A 21,381-nucleotide genomic window follows, 5' to 3' on the forward strand; every position below is an offset into this window, starting at 1 on the left:
TGGTCTCACGGTTAAACAATGATTTGGTGATAAGTTTCCACATGAAATGACTCTACCAATTCGGGCATCACTTGGTGGAAATAATGTTGAATCGCATCTTTAGCGCAATGCTCATCGAAGGCGGCAATATCGACAAACTTCTCTACAAACGTCACGCGACGTGGTTCATCACGGCTCACATTGAGTTCGTAACGAATACAACCCGCTTCACGGCGCGTATCAGGAATAAGGCTCGCGAGCGCAGCGATTAGCGCTTCGGTTTTGCCCTCTTTAGCCAGAAAACTCGCCACGCAGGCAATTTGTTGTTGATTGATTTTATAGTCCGTTGCAGTCGTCATTTCGGTTCCTTAATTGGCTTAATTTGGATGCTTACACGCATTGCTTATATTGATAGCCGCTTACGCTGGCTGATAGCGCATATCTAAATGGGGAATTCCATCTTCTAAATACATCTCAGAGCAGGCGACAAAACCGAGCTTTTGATAGAAAGCTTTAAGGTAATCTTGAGCGCCAATTTGGATCCCCGCATCGGGCCAAGTCGTCAATGCCGATTCGATGGCGTGCTGCATTAAAGGCATGGCTAGCCCTTTGCCTCGTCCCGCTGGCGATACCACCACGCGGCCAATACTCGCCTCTGGATAACTTAAGCCCGGCGGCAAAATACGCGCGTAGGCAAGCAGTTCCCCGTCTGGCGATAAGCCCATTAAATGCAGGGTTTCTGGGTGTCTATCCTTCTCATCAAGCTCAGGATAAGCGCAGGCCTGCTCGACCACAAACACATCGACTCTTAACTTCAATATGTCGTATAGGGTATTGGCATTCAATTGATTAAATGTAAGATTTTGCCACTGCAAACGATTATCCCTCTGCAAATCATCGAAAAAGAGCTTTGAGTCTACCACAGCATAAAGACCATAAAAAAGCGCCTTAATCCGCGAGGACTAAGGCGCAAAACTGTTGCGCAAACCAATAGATCTGGGGAAATCTATGGCAACAACAGGATAACGAAAAACGTTATTACTCAACCATGGCATCGTGGGCCACAGGCCCAGTTGGTTTACGGATCAGTAGCACGGCGAACACAGCGATAAGTAGCAGAGCGCCCATGATGTAAAACACATCGTTATAGGCCTGAATATAGGCTTGCTGACTCATGGTTTTACCCAGCAAGGCTTTCGCCTGCGCGGCCGCGGTATAGGGATCTGAACCACCCGCCTGCAACATGCTTGCGCTTTGGGCTAAATAGTCCTGTGCCTGCGTGCTCACTGCGGGTAAGGATTCCTTAATATGGGCCAAATGCCCGCGCGCCAAAGTGTCAGTCAGGGTCGCAACCAGTGCAATACCAAAGGCGCCGCCTAAGTTACGCATTACGTTTAATACCGTCGACGCCGAAGCATTTTCATGGGGTTTCAAATGCATAGTCGCGAGCATACCAATAGGCACCAAAATAAACGGCTGACCTAAGGCACGCACCACTTGCGAGGCGATCATCTGCGGTCCGGCATAATCTGCGGTCATCTGGCTATTCATGTAATAGCTAATGGCGAACATTAAAAAACCAAAGGCGGCGAGATATCGACTATCGAAGCGCTCCATCAATTTCGGCACTAAGGGCAAGACCAATAGCTGCGGAAATCCCATCCACATAATCACGCCACCAATCTCTAACGGTGTGTAATCATGGACTTGCGATAGATAAAGCGGGATCAAATAGATAGCGCCGAATAGTGCCATCCCCAGTAAAAAATACGCCACGGTGGAGAGCACAAAATCACGCTTACCGAGCAGGCGCAAATTCACTAACGGCTCTTTACGCCTTAGCTGGATCCAAACAAACAACACCAGATTGACTACGGCAATTATGGCCAGATTACGAATGAGCTCCGATCCAAACCAGTCCTTGCGGTTGCCTTCTTCGAGTACCACTTCAAGGCAACCCATACCCAGCGCCATAGTGACTATGCCCGCCAGATCGACATTCTTCAGTTTATCCCAAACCACCGACTGCTTTTCTAAACCGTAGGCTAACATCGCCATCACCAACAAGCCCGGTGGCACGTTGATATAAAACAGATAATGCCAGCTAAATTGCTCGGTCAACCAACCGCCTAAGGTCGGGCCGATTGAAGGCGCAAAGGTCGCCGTCACGCCAAATAACGCCATGCCGACGGCACGCTTGTTATCGGGTAAAAACTCAAGGATAAGCCTAAAGGCCAGCGGAATCAGCGCACCGCCAAAGAAGCCCTGTAGCGCCCGAAAGGCGATCATGGCCTCTAAGTTCCACGCCATAGAACAAAGTACGGAAGCAAAGATAAAGGCAGCCGTGGTCCATAACAGATAACGCCTGACCGACAATCCAGTGCTAAGCCAGCCAGAGAGCGGGATCGCGATCATTTCAGCCACCAGATACGCGGTTGAAATCCAACTGCCTTCTTCGAGCGTTGCCCCAAGACTGCCTTGAATCTCCTTCATCGATGCATTGGTGATTTGGATATCGAGGATCGCCATAAAGGCGCCGATCAACCCACCAAATACGGCGATCCATGAGCGGCGACTGCCACGCTCATAATCGGTAAGCTTGTTAGGTGCAGTGATGCCCTGCGCCTCCATACCAGCAGACGCAGTGATAGAGCCAGTTGCGCTCATACTAACGACCTGTATTTGCAGCGATTGCCGATGTTACAGGACCCGACGCCGTATCCACTTTTACGACTGCACTTAAGCCCGGTAGCATGTGTGCTTCTTCCTCAGACAAATCTAAGCGAATACGCACGGGAATACGTTGGACGATTTTAGTGAAGTTACCTGTAGCATTTTCCGCCGGCAGTAAACTGAATTTGGCTCCGGACGCCGGTGACAGACTATCGATAGCACCTATAAAGGTTTTGTCGGGAAACGCATCGAGACTGACCTGCACCGACTGTCCTGGTTGCATATGTTGGATCTGGGTCTCTTTAAAGTTCGCCGTGATCCACACTGCCCCATCCGGAACCAAACTGTAGAGTGCTTGGCCGGGTTGCACGTACTGCCCCACCATAGCGCCACGTTTACCTATCACCCCAGAAAAAGGTGCGGTCACACGGGTATCATTTAATTGAATTTTCGCCAATTCTAAGGTCGCATCGGCCTGTTCTACCACAGAACCCGCCTGATCTAATTGGGCATTAAAAACCGCTAACTCGCGTTGCTTTGCCACTAACACGGCTTTGGCTTCATCGAGACGGGCGGCGGCAGAATCGAATCCGGCTTGCAGTTGATCAACATCATCTTGGGAGCTGTAGTTACTGACTTTAAGCTTTTTCGAGCGGCTCAATTGTTGCTGCGCACGAGTGTTATCGGCCTGCGCCGCCACCACACCGGCACTGGCTTGGGTGATTAACGCGCGTTGCAGTTCCACCTTAGCGGCTAAGGTTTGCAAATCCGCCTTCGAACTTGCCAATGAGGCTTCAGCTTGGCTCACTTTGGCGCTAAATTGGTTATCTTCCAGCTGAGCTAATAGCTCACCCTTTTGTACATGCTGGTTATCAGTCACATCGCTTAACACCACATAGCCGGGCACTTTAACGCTGATATGGGAAATATCGGCCTCAACATAAGCGTTATCAGTGGTTTCGATAAAACGTACCTGTGTCCACCAGTAATAACCGCCTCCCGCAACCGCAGCGAGTAACAGTGGAACGGCGATAATGAGTTTACTTTTGGACATGAATGACTCCTTGATTAGTGATATCTAGTGTACTACTGTCTCACTAAGTTTATTAGCCAGTAAAAAATCAACCCACTGTTTCACAGGTGTAACAATGATGGATCTCAATCGCGTGCAAATTTTCGCTCAAGTGGTCGAGCAAGGCAGCTTTACTGGCGCCGCCAAAGCCCTTGGGATCACTAAGGCAACGGTCAGTCGTAAGATAGCCGAACTCGAAGCCGATACCGGCACACAACTGTTATTTCGCACCACCAGAGCCCTAAAACTCACCGAAGCGGGATCGAGTTATTACAACAGGATCAATAAGATCCTCACCGATCTACAGAGCGCAGAAAATCAGCTCAGCGCCCAGCAACAATTGATTAAAGGTAATCTAAAAATTGTCTGCCCGATTGAATTAGGCCAATTGTTTTTAGGGCCGATTTTCGCTCAGTTTTTAACGCTTTACCCCGATATCACCATAGAGGCTGAACTGACCAATCGTAAGGTCGATGTCATAGAAGAAGGTATCGATCTGTTATTTCAAATTGCCGATTCGGGCGACACTCGCTTGCAAAGCTATGCCTTAGTCAACGCCCATAAATCGTTAATGGCAAGCCCTGCTTATTTGGCCGAGCACGGCACCCCAAAAGTGCCACAGGATTTAGCCAAACATAAAGCGATCCGCTTACAGTCGGCGCATATTGAAGGAGCATGGAAGTTATTCGATGGCAAAACTTGGATTGTCGCCGAGCCTATGACTCAACTGACGGTAAACAATGTCACTCTGGCTCGCGAGGCCGCCATTGCAGGGCTTGGGATCACAGCGGTGCCCTCCATCATTGCCCAAGTGGCATTAGAAAAAGGCTACTTAATCCCGCTGCTTGATGACTATCCTATGGTCCAAACTAAGGTCGTGCTTAGCTATCCACAGCGTGCCTACTTACCCCGAAAATACCGCGTCTTTATCGAGTTCATCTATTCCGCATTATTTAAACGTTGGGGATCGCAAGTATTGGAAGTGCCCGATTTTATCGGCCAAGCCGATCAGGGCGAATAAACAAAATCGAACAAATAAAGCGAACAAAACAGTAACAACTATAACTTTGTAAAGCTTAAATCGCTGCCATAGGGATAAATCCGCTATGTCATAATTGCCTTAATCCTTAAGCCTCTATAAGCTTGGCAAGGTAACAGGCAGCAAAAGACCTTAGGTTTTCCTGATACAGTTTGCATAATAAAATTTAACATTTAATCTCAATTTTGGAGGAAACCTAATGAGCTTAATTAAAGAGTTCAAGGCTTTTGCGTCCCGTGGCAATGTGATCGACATGGCCGTTGGTATCATCATAGGTGCCGCATTCGGCAAGATAGTCTCGTCCTTTGTGGCCGATATCATAATGCCACCGATTGGTATCATTTTAGGCGGAGTGAATTTTAGTGATTTGAGCATAGTGCTGCAGGCAGCTCAAGGCGATGCACCTTCTGTGGTGATTGCTTATGGTAAATTCATTCAAACCATTATCGACTTTACGATTATCGCCTTTGCTATTTTTATGGGCGTCAAAGCAATCAATCGCTTAAAGCGCAAAGAAGAAGTCGCGCCTAAAGCACCCGCTGCACCGACTAAAGATCAAGAACTGCTGTCTGAGATCCGCGATCTACTGAAAGCTCAGCAAGAAAAATAAGCCTAATCTAAAGTGCAGATCATAAAAAACCCATCGAACTCGATGGGTTTTGTTTTTATATCGGCGATGTTTCACATCAAGCAGATAAGCGATTACTCAGCTTCAATGTGCACAGTTTCACTGTAATCTTGCACCACTTCTGCCACTCGAATGCGGTAAGAGTTAAACAAACACGGCACTATGCCCGTTTGCTCGGCAATACTGTGGGCCATCTGATTGCGCCATTGGGTGATAGAAGCTTGGTCTTCCCAAAACGACAGGCTCAGCACTTTGCCATCGTCGGTTAAACTCTGAAAACGTTCGATCGAAATTAATCCCTTACGGCCAAGATACCCAAACAACCTCAAGATGCAGGATTCAGCGGGAATTTAACGCACTTTAGGCAAGGCGGCTATTTGCAGACCTAGTGGGCTAAGTTAAAAATAGTCAACACAGCATAAAGTGCGTTAAAACCCGCCGGGACGGAGCGCCCAGGGCACTCCACTTCTGTGTTGCATCAATTCAAAAGGTAGCCGACATTCTGTCATTGATGCGCCTTGAATTGGAGCACCCTGGACGCTCTGAAACTCGTATCTAGAGATTATTTGGGTATCAATATTGGCGCATTTCAGCCGTCACGTGCAGATACTCTTCCTTCCCTTCTTGTGTCGGGATGACTTCAAAAATTACAGCGATCATAACGCTCTCCAGAAATTAACGTCCTTAAATGTCGACTTTAAGATTAGCCCAACCACGGCGCGATAGCTCGCTGATTTTTAGACTTTTAGTCAATCTGATAACTCTGTCTACAATGTGGACAATAACCCGAAATATAACAAGTTATTGCCCACGTTGTCGGCTTACTTGAGGTTAATCAAGCTCATCGATGCGCTTGTCGCCACGATATAGCCAGCGATATAAGGTCGGCAACACCAGCAAGGTCAGCGCCGTCGAGCTAAACAAGCCACCGATAATCACCACTGCCAGCGGCTTTTGGATCTCACTGCCAACCCCCGATGACAATAGGATAGGGATCAAGCCTAAGGCCGAGGTCAGTGCCGTCATCAACACGGGACGCAAGCGCCCAACCGTGCCCTCATAAACACAATCATAAAGAGCTTCGCCGCTTTGCCTGCGCTGATTAATCGAATCTACCAGCACCACGCCGTTGAGCACGGCCACTCCAAATAAGGTGATAAAACCAATTGAGCTAGGCACAGATAAATAAGTGCCACTGACATACAGGGCCACTATGCCGCCAATCAAGGCTAAGGGCACGTTCGCCATGATGAGTAACACTTGCTTGAATGACCCAAAGGAGAAGTACAACAGCAAGGCAATCAAGGCGATAGAGATCGGCACCACTAGCATCAGCTTTTGCTGCGCCCGCTGCTGATTCTCATACTGGCCGCCAATGATCACTGTATATCCCGCGGGTAAATCGGCCTGTGGCACTAAAGCATAAATGTCTTTCACCACAGAGCCCATATCGCGCCCCGCCACGTTGGCCTGCACCACCACTCGGCGCTGCACGTCGTCACGGCGAATATTCGGCGGCGCCATTTCTACTTCGACGCTGGCGACTTCGCCTAAGCGCACAGTGGCGCCATTTGTGCCGCTGAGTAACAAGTCCTTAATCGCATCTGGGCTAGTGCGAAACTCGGCCGCGAGGCGCACATTGATGTCGTATCTTGCGTTGCCATCAATCACTTGACCTGCACTCCCGCCGCCAATGCCTTGGCTGACAAGGCTCATCACTTGATCGACACTAATGCCGTAGCGTGCCAATAACTCGCGTTTTGGCCGCACAACCAATTGCGCTTCTCCACTCACTTGCTCTAATGACACATCCACGGCACCGGGAATTTTCGCAACGAGATCGGTGAGCGCTTGGCCTTTCTCAGACAATACTGCTAAATCTGGGCCAAAAATTTTGATCGCTAACTGGGCTTTTACCCCCGAGAGCAATTCATCTACCCGAGTCGCAATAGGCTGCGAGAAAGTCAGCAAGAGTCCAGGGAACACACTGAGTTTTTCCTCCATCAGGCGTTGCAGCTCTAAGCGCGAGCTTGCCGATTGCCATTCAGATATTGGCTTAAGCCCAATATAAACCTCGATATTACTCACAGGCTCAGGATCGCCGCCAAGCTCAGGCGCACCAATGCGGCTCAGGGCATATTCCACCTCGGGAAACTCCAGCAAAATGGCTTCAAGCTTGGGCGCGACCGCCAAAGACGTGCCCAAACTCGCGGTTGGTGCCAGCGTGACCCTGAGGTTAATCGTGCCTTCCTCCAGCTCAGGCACAAATTCGGTACCCAACCTTGGTAGCAACAATAAACTCAAAGCAAACATCAATAAGGCACTGAGCATCACCACCTTTGGCCTAGCAAGCGTTGCCGTCAGTAACTTGCGATAAGCGGCATCCAGTGGCGCTAAAATAACACTTTGTTTAAGCAGCACACCGCGCTTAAACAGATACACGGCAAGGGCTGGCACGGCGATCAGCGCCACCAGCAGCGCCGACATCATAGCCAAAATAATACTGACCGCCATCGGCTGGAACAGCTTGCCTTCAACGCCTTCGAGTGCAAACAGCGGCGCAAATACGACGATAATAATGGCGGTGGCGAAGAAGATTGGACTACACACCTCTTTTGCCGCGAGCATGATGCGCACAGCCATATTGGCCTGCTGACCACCGTCCTCATCGCTATGATATGGGTCTGCCTCACCATCGGCACGCGTTCTCGCCTCCAGCAAATGTCGACGATCCGGCTGAGTTAAGTGTTTGAAAATGTTCTCTACCATCACCACGGAACCATCGACTAACATACCAATCGCCACCGCTAAACCGCCCAGCGACATCAGGTTTGCCGACAATCCATAGTAGGACATCACCATGAGCGCGAGCCCGATAGACACAGGAATAGACAAGAGCACCAGCAAGGTCGCACGGATATTGACGAGGAACAGCGCCAAGATCACTACGATAAACACAAAGGCCATTAGCAACGCATCGCGCACTGTGGTCACGGCCTTATCGACCAGTTCGGCTTGATCGTAAAACACTTCAAAAGACACGCCATCGGGCAAGGCCTGCTCGATAAGACTCACCCGCGCGCCGATATCATCGATAGTCGCTTTGGTGTTGACGCCCATGCGTTTAAGCACAACCCCCGCCACCACTTCGCCGAGGTTTTGTACTTTGCCAGCCTCATCGCGGCGAGTCATAGTCACAGCGCCAACACGGATTTCACTGCCAAAATTCACCTGAGCGATATCGCCCACCCGCACGGGCGTGCCTTTATCCTCCGTAAGCGGGATCTGTGCGATCGCCGCTAAGCCTTGTTCTCCTGCGGGCAACATGCCGTAGCCGCGTACCACAAGTTGCTCTTGGCCTTGGTCCATAAACCAACCGCCAGCGTTGCGGTTATTGCTCTCTAATGCCTCGGTGACTTGCGCCATCGATAAGCCATAGGCGCGCAATTTATTCGGGTCTACCTGTACCTGGTATTGGCGCACATCGCCACCAAAAGACAAGACTTCAGTCACGCCGCCAACGGGCATCATGATGAGTTTCACAAGGTAATCGTTCAAACTGCGCAGCTCGGCGGCATCGATACCTGAGTTAGGTTCGGCGCGCAGAATGTACTGATAAATCTGCCCTAATCCCGAAGTATTCGGGCCGATTTCCGGCACACCGACGCCGCTTGGGATCATCTCCCGCGCCGCTTGCAACTGCTCAAACACTTGCTGACGGGCGAAGTAAATATCCGTCCCTTCGGCAAATACCACAGTCACAATCGACAAGCCAGTGCGCGATAACGAGCGCACCTCCGTCACGGCTGGCAAGGCGTACATGGCCGATTCCACCGGATAACTGATAAGTTTTTCCACCTCTTCTGCGGCTAACCCTTCGGCCGCAGTATTGATGGTCACTTGCACGTTAGTCACATCGGGAAAGGCATCGAGATTCAATTTAGGCAGCATCACCACGCTTGCCACTATCATGGCGAACAAGGCCAACACCACTAACAGCCGATTTTTAATCGCGGCTTCGATTAATTTTTGCAACATAGAAAATTCCTCAAGCGTTCAGTGGCGACATTAATGGTTATGGATATCAAAGCCTGCTTTCGCCTGCTCGGACGCCAAGAAAAATGCGCCAGCCACCACGACCTTGAGTTGTGCCTGCTGGGCTTTTTCAAGCTCAGCGCCGCGCACTAAACTCAAGCCGCGCTGACGCTGCACCACTTCTACCTCAATGGACTCGAAGCCATCTTCATCTTGAATAAAAATCTGCCAGTCGCCATCGCCGCTGCGGGTGAGCGCCGCATCGGGCAGCACGATTCCACCAGCCTTATCAGCAGAGTTGGCGACAGTATTGGCAAAGTAGAGTTCGGCAAATTGCCCCGCATGCAGCACATGATCAGGATTGGGCATACTCACCAGCACTTGTTCGGTGCGCGTCACGCTATCGAGTTCATGGGAGCGACCTATGATCTTGCCCGCCAGCGTCTTATCCCCCACTTGCACTAAGGCTGCACTGCCGACAGTGATATGCGCGGTTTGGGTAGGCGTTAACTGCGCCTCAACCCACAGATAGGACTCGTCGGTCAGCTGCATTAACGGCGTGCCCGCACTAAATACTTGGCCTAACATGGCGATATCTTGCTGCACTCGTCCGTCAATCGGCGCTAAAAGTTGATAACTGCCGATGGCTTCGGGCGTCGATTCCAGAGCGCGAATTTGCGCGGGCGTCATCTTAATCGCCTCTAAAATCGCCCGTTTAAGTTCAGCATCCACCTGCGCCTGCATACGGCGGCTGACACTCACGGCGCCTTCGCTCATGCGCTTAACTCGGCTCCATTCGGCGGCGGCATTGATGTAATCCGCCTGTGCCTGCGCAACGGCTGAGCCGCCCAAGGTAAGTAAAGGCTCACCTTTTTTGACTTCTTGCCCCGGCACCACATGACGCGCCAACACGCGCACATCGAGCTGCGGTGCAAGGGTGGCGGTTCTATCGCGATCCACCACTAAGGTCGCCGTCGCCCTAATATCCAGATTCAAATTGGCGATATTCAAGCTATCGCTCGACAGGGGTAACAAGCTAATGCCCGCCAAAGCTTGCTGCACTTGGGTCAATTTCAGCGCCTGTGCACCGTGTTCATCCGCTTGCTCAGTTTGAGTGGCTGAACCGTGATCATCCCCTGCCCATGAAGGTTGGGCGGTGAAAAGCGCAGCAGAGCCGAGCACACATAATGCGAGGGCGAGTGTCGACAGCGTGAACTGCCGCTTTGCAGGTACTGTGATTTGAGACGCAATGATGTCAGGTGCAACAGTTTCTGACAGTACAACTGGATAAGACTTGGTAGCGTTAAAGTGATTATGTGAATTCATTTGGGTTACCTCATTGGTTTACTGTGCGCGCGGCGGCATTGGGCATGTGTGAAGGTGCTTGGCTGATCTGTTCAGCCGTACCATTCAAAAAGGGCATAAGCTGACCGCTTTCACCCATCCACGTTAACCAGCTCTGATAAATGGCTGTTTCTAGATTCAACCCCACCAAATAACTGGCGGCCAACTGACGGCGACTCTGCAAGTACTCGCTGGTACTCACATCCCCCGCCTGCCATTGTTGGCTTAAGGATTTAGCCGCTTTAGCACCTGACACTTGCACTAACTCGCGCCAGTCTTGGTAACGCTCAAGCAAACGCGGTAACGCATAGAGGAATTGTTTCTGCTTAGCGGTAAGTACTCGCTCACGGGCAAGATAGCCTTGCTCTGCGATCGCAATACCCTTATCGGCTACAGCTTGTAACTCACTGTAGTTATTGCGAACTTGTAGAGGAATCGACACACCAACCCCAAGTTTATTGTCCGTACCTTCCTTTTCGGCGGCTAGACTAATGGTCGGGTCTGCTGACGTATCGGCCTTAACTTGCATGGCATTGACTCGTGCCAGCAGCACTTGCTGATAGGCACTCGCCAGAGCCGGCAAAGTGGATGTTAAGGGGCTCAACTCGGTTGCTGGCGCTTGCTTAGCCTGAGTCACGAAGACATGGATCTCCCTAATAAATTCGCTAAAGGCAAAATTATTATTTCCAAGTAACTCAATCACTTTGCCGTCGGCCACTAAAGCTGCCTGTTCGGCTAAGGCATAATCGGCGGTATTGGTTGCTAACTCGAGTTGCATCAAATGCAGCTCGACGTTAGACAAATCCCCTGCCGCCAACCGCTGCTTGGCAATGCCGAGCTGCGCCTTAGTAAACCTGAGTTGCTGCTCGGCAAAGGTCAGCGCTTTACGACTTTGCGCCTGTTCTGCCAACGCTAGTAAGCGTTCGGCCAACATTTGGTTACGCTCTAAACCTATATCAGCGAACAGGATTTGGGCTTCAAGCTCGGCACGTTTTGTCGCCACGCCGCGCTTATCACCCCAATCAAGGGTTTGACTCAGACCTAAACTGTAGGAATCTGTGTCGGCATTTTGATAGTTAAGCCCAAGCTCAGGATTATACACGGCGCGATCCGCCGCCTGAATGGCAAGCTCTGCTTGTTGCTGCCGTGTAAGCTGCGCCTGCACTTCAGGCAACTGATTGAACTGTGTGAGTAACGCAGGCAACCATTGGCCAAAGGCGACATATGGCGCGTCGGTTTCTTTAGCGGGTAAGCCCAGTGATTGAGCTTTAAATACCTCGGCTTCTGAGGCTTGGGTTTCAAGCACATTGGTTTCCAAGGGAGTGGTTTCAAGGGCTTTGGTTTTAAGGAAGACTTCAAGAGTGTCATTTTCTGCCGCGAGGGCAAAGGCTAGCAATCCGGCAGCCAATACTAATCCGCAGCTCAGCAAGCCCGATCGAAATAGGCAAGCCAAGGTACGGGCGAGAGTCGTTTTGTTCATCGCAAATCCTAACAATATCGAATGTGGATCGGCTGACTTTTGCGCCCAATGTGAGACTGCTAGATTTGAGCTTCATTTGAAATAGCTCAATGCAAAGCAATCATATCGTTCTAGGCATGGCAAATAAGCGCCGATCGAATCATCCCGCCAAGCAATACATAGCTAACACTATGCGTAACTTAAGCTATGCATAACCAACACATCCCATGGCTAAAAGGCCGATGGCTGGTACAACAACTCACGCTGCTGAGCATCAGTTAAATCGCATTTGGGGGATGAATATAAAAGGCTTATCGCGCGGCGAAATAGATTGAGATCCAAGAAGATGAATCAAGATCTTTAGACCGAGGAATAAGCTGGATATTGGGGGATTAAGCTATTGGAGGACGGTACTTAGGTAAATTATCGGGCTGGAAATAGGATACATTAGCAGCGAGAAAGACGCTTTCTAACGCTTGTACAGGTTGGCTTAGCCCAGGAGATAACAGCGCCACATGACCGCCATGGCATTGGCAATCGAGGCACAGGTCAAAATCCTGTAATTCTGTGGTTTTCACTAAGTGGGAATGCAATTCGCTGGCATGATTTTCACCCGCGTTATTGCCTAACACTTTGGTACTTGCATCAATGTCGGTAAAGCCTAGGGCTTGCTCACTTGGGCAAACGCAATCGACACATTGGGCTAAAGTGGTCACTTGGGCACTAAATTGCAGATGGGGATGATTATCGGCTTCTTCCGCGCCATTGCCCGCATGTAACTGATGCGCACCCAAATTCGCGCCAGCAAATTGCAGCACGATAATGGCTATCAGTAAGGTCACCATTCGAGTAAAAAATGGCTTAGCGGTAGAATTCAAATATCACCTATAGCAAATAACGGATAACGGATAACGGATAACGGAACATCTGACCCGTATGATAAACATAAGTTCACAGCTCGCAAGCAAAGTCTTTCAAGCTGTGATCTCTAAAGGCTAACGCTGACTTAAATACTCAGTGCTTATTTAAACACGCAACACTTATTTAAACACGCAGTGTTTAGCGTAATCTGCGGCTTCATTAGCAGTCCAATCGCCAGACGGCTTATCTTTCATCTGCTTACACCAAGCATCGCTACCCACTTCTGGCGCGCAGGCACTCAGACCAGCGGTAAACGCCAGCACCAACGCAATAGCACTGATTTTTGAAACATTTTGCTTAGAAAAAGCGCGCGATTTAAATAAAGACATACTTCATTCCTTGTAAATACGGTCTACATTAGACCATTAGATATTCGAACGCTTAGTGATCCAAGCAATCGCTTTGGTTTTCTGCTCTAGGGGAAACCATGCCACTTCGCCCTGCATAAAAGGCCCAAGTAAGCGCACCGCATTTCCCACCCAATCAGGTCCGCCCACAAATACTAAGGCTTCAAAATTAGGTAATTGGACTTCACCACTACCTGTGAGTGACTCAAATTCCCAGCCCTCGAGTAACACGTCAGCCTCAATATACAGGCAAACTTGGCCCCAATCCTTACGATAACTCTTAATCGCCGGCTGTAAACGGGTCCGATAATCGGTGGAGGATAGTCGGCCACTGGCAAAAAGACTGATAACACCCTTAGCAATATCGGGGATTTGGCATAACATAGAGGCACTCCGAATCGAGAACACTTTTGCAAGCAATGGCCTTGACCAATGCAGTGGCAAAGAATGCGCCCGATGATAACAAATCTATTGAAAAGCCATAAGTGATTATTGATGGCTTCTCAATCCATGCTGAAAAATGCCTAAGTTTGCCATGATAAAAATCTCAAACCGTGTGGAACTTCAGGAAAATGAAATCGAGTGGCAATTTATCCGTTCGAGTGGCGCAGGCGGTCAACACTTAAATAAAGTGTCCACCGCTGCGCAGCTAATTTTCGATATTAAAAGCTCATCATTACCCGAGTATTACCAAGAACGCTTGCTCAACAAGGCCGATCACCGCATCACTAAAAGCGGCAAAATCATCATCAAATGCCAAGCGAGCCGTAGCCAAGATGCTAACCGCCAAACGGCGTTGGAGCAATTTATCGCCTTAGTCGCCAGCGTCGCTGAAGTGCAGAAAAAACGCATTCCTACCCGCGCCACCAAAGGCAGCCAAACGCGGCGATTAGAGTCCAAGAAACAAAAAGGCGCCACTAAAGCCATGCGTCAGCAAAAGACTGATTATTAGCGTTAATCAGCATTAGGCCGCAGTTGAAACTGCCCGACAATGGCGCTGGATTTCAATGGTATAGGCGGCTCGCACATGTTCAGCTCGCACACAATCGACTAACGGATAATGCAAAATCGATTTGAACAGGTTAAGTTAGTGACCTATCAACAAAACTAAAAAATGCCTCCCAGCTTTAATTCCAAGGCATGTCGTAAAGGAAAGCGCAATGAGTCACAAAATTTTGCTCGTCAATGGCCCCAATCTCAACCTCTTAGGTCGCCGCGAGCCCAGCGTTTATGGTCATCAAACCTTGGCCGACATAGTGGCGGAGTTAAACCAGCAGGCAAAATTGGCGGGAGTTGAGCTTGAACATATTCAGTCCAACGCCGAATTTGAGCTAATCAACGCGATTCATGCGACTGATGCCAAGATGATCATTATCAACCCCGCCGCCTTTACCCACACCAGCGTCGCCCTGCGTGATGCCTTGCTTGGCGTGGCAATTCCGTTCTTTGAAGTGCATTTATCCAATGTGCACGCCCGTGAAGCTTTTCGCCACCATTCCTATTTTTCCGATAAGGCGATAGGCGTGATTTGCGGTTTCGGTTCACAGGGTTATGAGTTTGCACTGGCGGCAGCCATTAAGCGGCTCAACCAGCCACAGTAAATTCTATTCAATAGCGTGCTTTGCAAGGGCAGAGAAATGGCAATGGATCTTCGTAAAATTAAAAAACTTATTGAGTTAGTACAAGAATCTGACATTGCAGAACTGGCGATCACTGAAGGTGAAGAATCGATTCGCATCACTCGCTACAGCCCTATGCCAGCCAATGTACAGTCATCGCAAACGCTACCTACAGCACGCGTGGCACCATTGAATGCACAGGCAAAGCAAACCGCCATTTCGCCAAGTGTGGAAGGTTTTGTGCAAGTCTCGCCTATGGTCGGCACTTTCTACGCGGCGGCAGAACTTGATGATGCGCCGCTGGTTAAAGTCGGCCAAAAGGTGAGCCAAGGTGAAGTTGTCTGCATTATCGAAGCGATGAGAATGATGAATCCCATCCAAGCCGAGCGCGATGGCGTGATCAGCGCTATTTGGGCCAAAGACGGCGATGAAGTGGCATTCGATCAGCCGCTATTTACCTTAATCTAACCGCTCGCCTTATCATGAATTGAAGCGCACTTGAGTTTAAGCTGCGGTTTTCAAGCAAAGGCGGCATTAACCGAGGTCACTATGATATTAATTACCGGCGCCAGCAGTGGTTTAGGCGCGGCGCTAGCATCGCTCTACGCCAAAGAAAATGAACCGCTAACACTCACAGGCCGCAATGCCGAGCGTCTACAAACCGTCGCCAATGCATTAACGCCCTTCTCCAACAAGCCTATCGCCGCGATCACCGCCGATCTCGCAAGTGAATCGAGTCTCGAAGCCCTGTTCGATGGCCTGACGCAAGCCCCTAAAACCGTGATCCACTGCGCGGGCAGTGGCTACTTTGGGGCGATTGAAACCCAAACTGCCAGCGATATCCACAGCCTGCTCAATAACAATGTCACCTCAACGATTCTGTTGGTGCGGGAATTGGTCAAACGCTATAAAGATCAAGCGGTCACTGTGGTTGTGGTTATGTCCACCGCAGCGCTTACTGCCAAAGCGGGAGAGTCCACTTACTGCGCGGCAAAATGGGCGGTACGAGGATTTATCGAGTCGGTGCGATTAGAGCTGAAACAAAGCCCAATGAAGTTGATTGCCGTGTATCCCGGCGGCATGGATACAGGCTTTTGGCCAAGTAGCGGTAAAGCATTAGATACCTCAAGTTTTATGTCCGCCGATGAAGCGGCAGGCATGCTCAAGCAAGCCTTAGTTGCCACAGAGCATGGTTATATCGCCGATATCACCATACAAAGAGCCTAGCCCTAGCCGAAACTGAGGCTAGCAGATTGAGCACAAGCCAGGTTCGAGACGCAGGATAGCAGCACCTCGAACCTGAGTGATCCGCTTGCTAGTCAGCGCAGTTAGCTGTGTTTAAGCTCACCGCGCGGCGACTCTCCCTGTGGGTCAGCCACCACATCACAAGTCCTCCTAAAGACAACAAAGACGCCGCATAACCTGTCGCGGCAATCCCTTGTCCAGACAGGATCACTAAACTGCCCACCCAAGGGCCAATCGCGTTGGCGAGATTAAAGGCACATTGCACTAACGCACCTGTCATGGCCTGCCCATCGGGCGCCACATCCATCAATCTGGCTTGCACAATAGTGGCAAGCCCTAATCCACAACCGACAAAGAATACTACGGGCATCAGCGCCCAATAATGTCCGGTCAAACTCGGGTAAATCGCTAATACCAGAGTGCTTAACACTAACGACCAAAACGCCGCCGCTAAGGCCGACTTATCCGCCGCCCAGCCACACACTAAGGTGCCCAATGTTGCGCCAATACCAAACACCGCCATCATGATCGGGATCTTAAACGGCTCGACTTGTGTCACTTGGATTAAGGTTTCAGCCAGATAGGTATACACGCAGAAGATACCGCCAAAGCCAATCGCCGCGATACCGAGCGTCAGCCATACTTCACGATTCTTCAGGGTTTGTAGCTCTTTTTTGGGGCTAGCATCAGCGGCCACGGCTTGATTGGGCGCTAAAAAATACACCATCACAGCCGTAATGGTCGCCAGAATCGCCACTATGCCAATGCCTGAGCGCCAGCCTACAGTTTGCCCCATCCAAGTGGCAAACGGCACACCGATAATCGTCGCCAGTGTAAGGCCAATAATCACCCGCGATACGGCGCGGGCCTTCATTTCTGGCGGCACTAAAGAGGCCGCGAGCAACATAGCCACACCAAAATAAGCGCCGTGGGGCAAGCCACTGAGAAAACGAAAAAAGATTAACCAATTCAATGATGGCGCTAACGCACTTAAGCCATTGGCCAGCGCCATTAAAGCAGCTAAAGCAATCAAGAGTGTTCGCCGCCTGACCCTAACCGCCAGCACCATAATAATCGGCGAACCGACCACAACCCCCAGCGCATAGGCGCTAATGGCATAACTCACGTGGGCGACATCTACGCCTAAATCGCTGGCGATATAGGGCACTAGAGTCATGGAAGCAAATTCTGTGGTACCTAAGGCAAATGTGCCAAGCGCTAAGGCGAGCAACACCCATAGTGTACTGGCGCCCTTATGCTGATTTTGGACAGATGGATTTTGAACCTGATGTTGAACGGTTTTCAAACTTTTTCTCCGCTATGCTATAAAACGACAACTAGCTAATAAATAAATTGGAGCCCACTAAGGGGCTCCAATTTCTCAGTCATTTACCTAATGTAAATCTATCTAACTAACTGTTCTTGATAAGTTTGACTGTTCCAGTCAAAGGCATAAAGCGTGCCTTGCCACTCGTAAAGTGTACGACCATCCTGCTGCACAACCCTAGCATTACTCGGCAAGCTAGACACACTGTGCACTGCCCGTGGACGGGGAGTCGCAGCTGTTTTGCCAGTGGCGTTACTAGTTTGCGACACCAGTTGCCCGTTCGTTTGTCCGGCCATATTTGCAGGCATGCTTGTTGGCATGCTCGACACCATACGGCCTTCACTCGCAGAATATTGCATACTGGTTGTCACCCGTACAGGTGCAGAAATCGCCACGGGTTCATCGTCGTAGGCCATAGGAATCGACAGGCCGATGCCCGAATAGGGCGAGTTCCAGTAATTTCGAGCGTAAACGTCACGCGAAGTATTCCAGCCCCAATCATTGTTCCATTGATTGCTCACACCATAACCGACATTCCAGCCAGAGCCCCAACCTGTTGCAAGCCCTAAACCCAGTCCTAAACCCCAAGGGTAATAGGGACGGTAATAAGGTCGATAATAGGGACGATAGTGGCGATTATCGTTGCGCACATGGCGGTTGTCGTAATGGTTGTCATGACGATTGTCATAACGATTGTTGTAATGACTGTCGCCACGGCTGTGGCTATCACGATGACCTTGGCGCTCGCCTTGCTCCGAATGGTCGCGATTTCCGGCAACCGCCGCAGTCGACACACTGAGCGCGCCCAAGAGCGATATCCCCACCGCCAGCGACAAAACCAAGCACTTTAGCGGCCGCTTAAGCACGCCATGTGATTGACTTTGAACACACTTTCCTTGAGTAAACGTTACTGGGATATTCATATAAACCTCGAAATAAAGGGCGTAAGCGAGATCAATCGTGACTTACTGGCGTCCATTTTACGCTTCCTAAGCTTGAAGATCACTGAATTGGTTAACCCTAAAACAGAAAAATGCTATAGTGCGCGCCACACGGATTTTCATTGCAGAGGCTATTTCCACATGAGTTTTAAGGATTTACGCAGCTTTATTGATCATCTGGAAGCCAATGGCGAACTCAAACGCATTAGCTACCCAGTTGATCCTCATTTAGAAATGACAGAGATCGCCGATCGCGTATTACGCGCTAAGGGCCCTGCGCTATTATTTGAAAATCCCAAAGATCATCACATGCCCGTGTTGGTAAACCTGTTCGGTACGCCAAAACGTGTGGCCATGGCGCTCGGTAAAGATGACCCCTTAGCCCTGCGCGAAGTGGGTGAACTGTTAGCCTTTTTAAAAGAACCCGAACCACCACGGGGCTTTAAAGACGCGATCGCTAAGATCCCTATGTTCAAGCAAGCCTTGAATATGCCGCCAAAGACAGTGCGCAATCCCCCTTGCCAACAAGTGATCAAAACTGCCGATGAAGTCGATTTGACCCAATTACCTATTCAGCATTGCTGGCCGGGCGATGTCGCACCACTAGTGACATGGGGCTTAACCATCACCAAAGGCCCGCGCAAGAGTCGCCAGAATTTAGGTATTTATCGCCAACAATTACTGGGTAAAAACAAGCTGATCATGCGTTGGTTATCCCACCGTGGCGGCGCGTTAGACTTTGCTGATTTTAAACAACAATTCCCCGGTGAGCGTTATCCTGTTGTCGTCGCACTCGGCGCCGATCCTGTGACCATTTTAGGTGCCGTCACCCCAGTCCCCGATTCCATGAGCGAATACGCTTTTGCCGGTTTACTGCGCGGTGAACGTACCGAAGTCTGCAAGGCATTAAGCTGTGACTTAGAAGTGCCCGCCACCAGTGAAATGATCCTCGAAGGTTATATCGATCCTGAGGAACTGGCGGAAGAAGGCCCCTACGGCGATCACACGGGTTACTACAACGAAACCGATAAGTTTCCAGTATTTACCGTTACCCACATCACTCACCGTAAAGATGCCATCTACCACAGCACTTACACTGGCCGTCCACCGGATGAGCCCGCCATGCTGGGAGTTGCATTAAACGAAGTGTTTGTGCCGATTTTGCGTAAGCAATATCCTGAGATCGTTGATTTTTATCTGCCGCCTGAGGGTTGTTCGTACCGCATGGCAGTGATCTCTATTCGTAAACAATATCCGGGACACGCCAAACGGGTGATGATGGGCGCTTGGTCTTTCCTACGCCAATTTATGTACACTAAGTTTATTGTCATCGTCGATGAAGATGTGAACTGCCGTGACTGGCAGGATGTGATCTGGGCGATCACCACCCGTATGGACCCAAAACGCGATACTGTGATGATCGAAAACACCCCGATCGACTACCTCGATTTTGCTTCACCCGTTGCGGGTTTAGGCTCAAAAATGGGACTCGATGCCACCAATAAGTGGGAAGGTGAAACCAACCGCGAATGGGGCACGCCAATCGTGATGGATCCAAAAGTAAAACAAAAGATCGACTCAATCTGGGATGAGTTAGGCATAGACGACAGCCCAACCCTATAATTCAGCTTAAGCCATTACTCAAATATCGGCTTAAGCCAAGAGAATAGGCCAATAACAGGCCGCTAAAGCGACACCTAGTCACATACTGCTGAAGAAAGGTGCAAAGGAAGTTTGATGAAAACCATACGTTGTAAGATAGAGAAAGTTAGCCCATTTAACGATGCCGTATATCAAGTATTGTTAAGACCAGAAACCGCCTTCGATTTCCAAGCGGGGCAATACTTATGTGTTGTCATGGGTGAAAAAGATAAACGCCCCTTCTCTATCGCGTCAGCGCCAAACGCCGAGCTGATCGAATTACACATTGGCGCCGCTGTAAGTGAAAGCTACCCAATGCAAGTGGTCGAGCGCATGAAAGCCTGCGCCATTGATGGCAGCACTATCGACATTGAAGCCCCAGGCGGCGAAGCCCACCTGCGCCACGAAAGCCAACGCCCTCGCCTCTTAATCGCCGGCGGCACTGGTTTCTCTTACATTAAGAGTATCGTCGAGCACCAAATCGCCATTGGCCAACAGGTTAAAACCACCCTGTATTGGGGTTGTCGCACCCAAGATGCCATGTATTTTGAAGCCATAGCCCGCCAATGGCACGATGCCCACCCTTGGTTGAACTTCGTCCCAGTGATCGAAGAAGCCCCAGCCAATTGGCAAGGTAAAACCGCCAATCTGTTAGCACAAATTAAGCAAGATTTTGTCAGCTTAAATGGCTACGACATCTACATCGCCGGCCGTTTCGACATGGTGGGTGCAGCACGGGAAATCTTCCGTGAGATTGGTGTAGAAGAAGCGCATCTCTACGGTGATGCGTTCGCGTTTATCAAATAACGCGCTGATTTATTAGCTTAGCTGGCTAACCTTTGCCAGCTAAGGCTTAAATAATAAACCCCAGTTTTTACTGGGGTTTTGTTTTATACGTCATGCCGTATTTCATATTTTGTGGATACATCCACTCAGTAAATCTGCTTATCCAAAGGTTATTTTTTGCTTAAGCAAAAGATTAAACCGTCATTCCGCACCTAATTTTCGATTTAAAAAACTTGACGGCGATCGGTCATTCTGATCTATTACTACTTTTTGCAGGTAGATCATTATGACTACTCCAGCTATCGCTATTCGTAACCTCGACCAC

21 protein-coding genes and 1 pseudogene are annotated in these 21,381 nt (G+C 49.8%); 8 read left to right on the top strand and 14 right to left on the bottom strand.

Going from position 1 to position 21,381, the window contains the following annotated elements:
* Positions 1-11: 11 nt before the first annotated feature.
* From MO387_RS12620 to MO387_RS12635, 4 genes are all read right to left on the bottom strand, one after another.
* A complete protein-coding gene (locus MO387_RS12620) occupies positions 12-338 on the bottom strand; it encodes a putative quinol monooxygenase (RefSeq protein WP_107949380.1) in 327 nt (108 codons plus the stop codon).
* Between the two features lie 60 nt (positions 339-398).
* Positions 399-854: a GNAT family N-acetyltransferase gene (locus tag MO387_RS12625; protein ID WP_107950345.1), complete on the bottom strand. Its 456-nt coding sequence runs from the start codon at positions 852-854 to the stop codon at positions 399-401.
* Positions 855-1,017: 163 nt separating this feature from the next.
* Positions 1,018-2,646: a DHA2 family efflux MFS transporter permease subunit gene (locus tag MO387_RS12630; protein ID WP_107949382.1), complete on the bottom strand. Its 1,629-nt coding sequence runs from the start codon at positions 2,644-2,646 to the stop codon at positions 1,018-1,020.
* Between the two features lies 1 nt (position 2,647).
* Positions 2,648-3,706, bottom strand: coding sequence for an HlyD family secretion protein (locus MO387_RS12635; protein WP_107949384.1), 1,059 nt, complete (start codon positions 3,704-3,706; stop codon positions 2,648-2,650).
* Between the two features lie 94 nt (positions 3,707-3,800).
* Between MO387_RS12635 and MO387_RS12640 the strand changes: the two genes are divergently transcribed.
* Together MO387_RS12640 and mscL are read left to right on the top strand one after the other, a co-directional pair.
* Positions 3,801-4,745, top strand: coding sequence for a LysR family transcriptional regulator (locus MO387_RS12640; protein WP_006084264.1), 945 nt, complete (start codon positions 3,801-3,803; stop codon positions 4,743-4,745).
* Positions 4,746-4,962: 217 nt separating this feature from the next.
* On the top strand, positions 4,963-5,373 hold the full coding sequence (gene mscL, locus MO387_RS12645; RefSeq protein WP_006084265.1) for a large-conductance mechanosensitive channel protein MscL: 411 nt from the start codon (positions 4,963-4,965) through the stop codon (positions 5,371-5,373).
* 92 nt (positions 5,374-5,465) lie between these two features.
* On the opposite strand, the gene MO387_RS12650 is transcribed toward mscL, so the two are convergent.
* The 8 genes and pseudogenes from MO387_RS12650 to MO387_RS12680 all read right to left on the bottom strand — a co-directional run bounded on the left by MO387_RS12650 (position 5,466) and on the right by MO387_RS12680 (position 13,881).
* The gene (locus MO387_RS12650) at positions 5,466-5,720 is read right to left on the bottom strand and encodes an antibiotic biosynthesis monooxygenase (protein ID WP_226058288.1); all 255 of its coding nucleotides are present in this window, start codon (positions 5,718-5,720) and stop codon (positions 5,466-5,468) included.
* A gap of 247 nt (positions 5,721-5,967) precedes the next feature.
* Positions 5,968-6,051 (bottom strand): annotated as a pseudogene (locus tag MO387_RS21335) (antibiotic biosynthesis monooxygenase); the annotation flags it as partial.
* Between the two features lie 171 nt (positions 6,052-6,222).
* Positions 6,223-9,429 (bottom strand): CusA/CzcA family heavy metal efflux RND transporter, encoded by a 3,207-nt coding sequence (locus MO387_RS12655; protein WP_242326316.1) that lies wholly within the window; start codon positions 9,427-9,429, stop codon positions 6,223-6,225.
* A 30-nt stretch (positions 9,430-9,459) separates the two neighbouring features.
* Positions 9,460-10,752, bottom strand: a complete 1,293-nt coding sequence (locus MO387_RS12660; RefSeq protein ID WP_242326318.1) for an efflux RND transporter periplasmic adaptor subunit — start codon at positions 10,750-10,752, stop codon at positions 9,460-9,462.
* 10 nt (positions 10,753-10,762) lie between these two features.
* Complete coding sequence (locus tag MO387_RS12665) at positions 10,763-12,250, bottom strand: TolC family protein (RefSeq protein ID WP_242326320.1); 1,488 nt, start codon at positions 12,248-12,250, stop codon at positions 10,763-10,765.
* 371 nt (positions 12,251-12,621) lie between these two features.
* Positions 12,622-13,074 (bottom strand): hypothetical protein, encoded by a 453-nt coding sequence (locus MO387_RS12670; RefSeq protein WP_242326327.1) that lies wholly within the window; start codon positions 13,072-13,074, stop codon positions 12,622-12,624.
* Positions 13,075-13,269: 195 nt separating this feature from the next.
* The gene (locus tag MO387_RS12675) at positions 13,270-13,479 is read right to left on the bottom strand and encodes a DUF3012 domain-containing protein (RefSeq protein ID WP_006079957.1); all 210 of its coding nucleotides are present in this window, start codon (positions 13,477-13,479) and stop codon (positions 13,270-13,272) included.
* A gap of 36 nt (positions 13,480-13,515) precedes the next feature.
* Entirely contained in the window at positions 13,516-13,881 is a 366-nt protein-coding gene (locus MO387_RS12680) for an STAS/SEC14 domain-containing protein (RefSeq protein ID WP_011845671.1), read from the bottom strand.
* Between the two features lie 136 nt (positions 13,882-14,017).
* On the opposite strand from MO387_RS12680, the gene arfB reads away from it, so the two are divergent.
* The 4 genes from arfB to MO387_RS12700 all read left to right on the top strand — a co-directional run bounded on the left by arfB (position 14,018) and on the right by MO387_RS12700 (position 16,343).
* Complete coding sequence (arfB, locus tag MO387_RS12685; RefSeq protein WP_242326322.1) at positions 14,018-14,449, top strand: alternative ribosome rescue aminoacyl-tRNA hydrolase ArfB; 432 nt, start codon at positions 14,018-14,020, stop codon at positions 14,447-14,449.
* A gap of 208 nt (positions 14,450-14,657) precedes the next feature.
* Positions 14,658-15,098, top strand: coding sequence for a type II 3-dehydroquinate dehydratase (gene aroQ, locus MO387_RS12690; protein ID WP_063883660.1), 441 nt, complete (start codon positions 14,658-14,660; stop codon positions 15,096-15,098).
* Positions 15,099-15,134: 36 nt separating this feature from the next.
* Positions 15,135-15,584, top strand: coding sequence for an acetyl-CoA carboxylase biotin carboxyl carrier protein (accB, locus tag MO387_RS12695; protein ID WP_242326323.1), 450 nt, complete (start codon positions 15,135-15,137; stop codon positions 15,582-15,584).
* Positions 15,585-15,665: 81 nt separating this feature from the next.
* Positions 15,666-16,343 carry an SDR family NAD(P)-dependent oxidoreductase gene (locus MO387_RS12700; RefSeq protein WP_242326328.1) on the top strand — a complete coding sequence of 226 codons (678 nt, stop codon included), beginning with the start codon at positions 15,666-15,668 and terminating at the stop codon, positions 16,341-16,343.
* 88 nt (positions 16,344-16,431) lie between these two features.
* Here the strand turns inward: MO387_RS12700 and MO387_RS12705 are convergent, their stop codons facing one another.
* A complete protein-coding gene (locus MO387_RS12705; protein WP_242326324.1) occupies positions 16,432-17,667 on the bottom strand; it encodes an MFS transporter in 1,236 nt (411 codons plus the stop codon).
* A gap of 98 nt (positions 17,668-17,765) precedes the next feature.
* Positions 17,766-18,611, bottom strand: coding sequence for a hypothetical protein (locus MO387_RS12710; protein WP_242326325.1), 846 nt, complete (start codon positions 18,609-18,611; stop codon positions 17,766-17,768).
* A 159-nt stretch (positions 18,612-18,770) separates the two neighbouring features.
* Between MO387_RS12710 and ubiD the strand changes: the two genes are divergently transcribed.
* A complete protein-coding gene (gene ubiD, locus MO387_RS12715; RefSeq protein ID WP_242326326.1) occupies positions 18,771-20,252 on the top strand; it encodes a 4-hydroxy-3-polyprenylbenzoate decarboxylase in 1,482 nt (493 codons plus the stop codon).
* A 114-nt stretch (positions 20,253-20,366) separates the two neighbouring features.
* Positions 20,367-21,077, top strand: a complete 711-nt coding sequence (gene fre / locus MO387_RS12720) for an NAD(P)H-flavin reductase (protein WP_006079948.1) — start codon at positions 20,367-20,369, stop codon at positions 21,075-21,077.
* The last annotated feature ends 304 nt before the right edge of the window (positions 21,078-21,381 follow it).

This window comes from Shewanella sp. N2AIL, from assembly GCF_022690845.1.
Taxonomy (GTDB): Bacteria; Pseudomonadota; Gammaproteobacteria; order Enterobacterales; family Shewanellaceae; genus Shewanella; species Shewanella baltica.

Coding starts and splice junctions, on each gene's coding strand:
- MO387_RS12620 (WP_107949380.1), bottom strand. CDS start 338: ATGACGACTGCAACGGACTATAAAATCAATCAACAACAAATTGCCTGC.
- MO387_RS12630 (WP_107949382.1), bottom strand. CDS start 2,646: ATGAGCGCAACTGGCTCTATCACTGCGTCTGCTGGTATGGAGGCGCAG.
- MO387_RS12635 (WP_107949384.1), bottom strand. CDS start 3,706: ATGTCCAAAAGTAAACTCATTATCGCCGTTCCACTGTTACTCGCTGCG.
- MO387_RS12640 (WP_006084264.1), top strand. CDS start 3,801: ATGATGGATCTCAATCGCGTGCAAATTTTCGCTCAAGTGGTCGAGCAA.
- mscL (WP_006084265.1), top strand. CDS start 4,963: ATGAGCTTAATTAAAGAGTTCAAGGCTTTTGCGTCCCGTGGCAATGTG.
- MO387_RS12655 (WP_242326316.1), bottom strand. CDS start 9,429: ATGTTGCAAAAATTAATCGAAGCCGCGATTAAAAATCGGCTGTTAGTG.
- MO387_RS12660 (WP_242326318.1), bottom strand. CDS start 10,752: ATGAATTCACATAATCACTTTAACGCTACCAAGTCTTATCCAGTTGTA.
- MO387_RS12665 (WP_242326320.1), bottom strand. CDS start 12,250: ATGAACAAAACGACTCTCGCCCGTACCTTGGCTTGCCTATTTCGATCG.
- MO387_RS12670 (WP_242326327.1), bottom strand. CDS start 13,074: ATGGTGACCTTACTGATAGCCATTATCGTGCTGCAATTTGCTGGCGCG.
- MO387_RS12675 (WP_006079957.1), bottom strand. CDS start 13,479: ATGTCTTTATTTAAATCGCGCGCTTTTTCTAAGCAAAATGTTTCAAAA.
- MO387_RS12680 (WP_011845671.1), bottom strand. CDS start 13,881: ATGTTATGCCAAATCCCCGATATTGCTAAGGGTGTTATCAGTCTTTTT.
- arfB (WP_242326322.1), top strand. CDS start 14,018: ATGCCTAAGTTTGCCATGATAAAAATCTCAAACCGTGTGGAACTTCAG.
- aroQ (WP_063883660.1), top strand. CDS start 14,658: ATGAGTCACAAAATTTTGCTCGTCAATGGCCCCAATCTCAACCTCTTA.
- accB (WP_242326323.1), top strand. CDS start 15,135: ATGGCAATGGATCTTCGTAAAATTAAAAAACTTATTGAGTTAGTACAA.
- MO387_RS12700 (WP_242326328.1), top strand. CDS start 15,666: ATGATATTAATTACCGGCGCCAGCAGTGGTTTAGGCGCGGCGCTAGCA.
- MO387_RS12710 (WP_242326325.1), bottom strand. CDS start 18,611: ATGAATATCCCAGTAACGTTTACTCAAGGAAAGTGTGTTCAAAGTCAA.
- ubiD (WP_242326326.1), top strand. CDS start 18,771: ATGAGTTTTAAGGATTTACGCAGCTTTATTGATCATCTGGAAGCCAAT.
- fre (WP_006079948.1), top strand. CDS start 20,367: ATGAAAACCATACGTTGTAAGATAGAGAAAGTTAGCCCATTTAACGAT.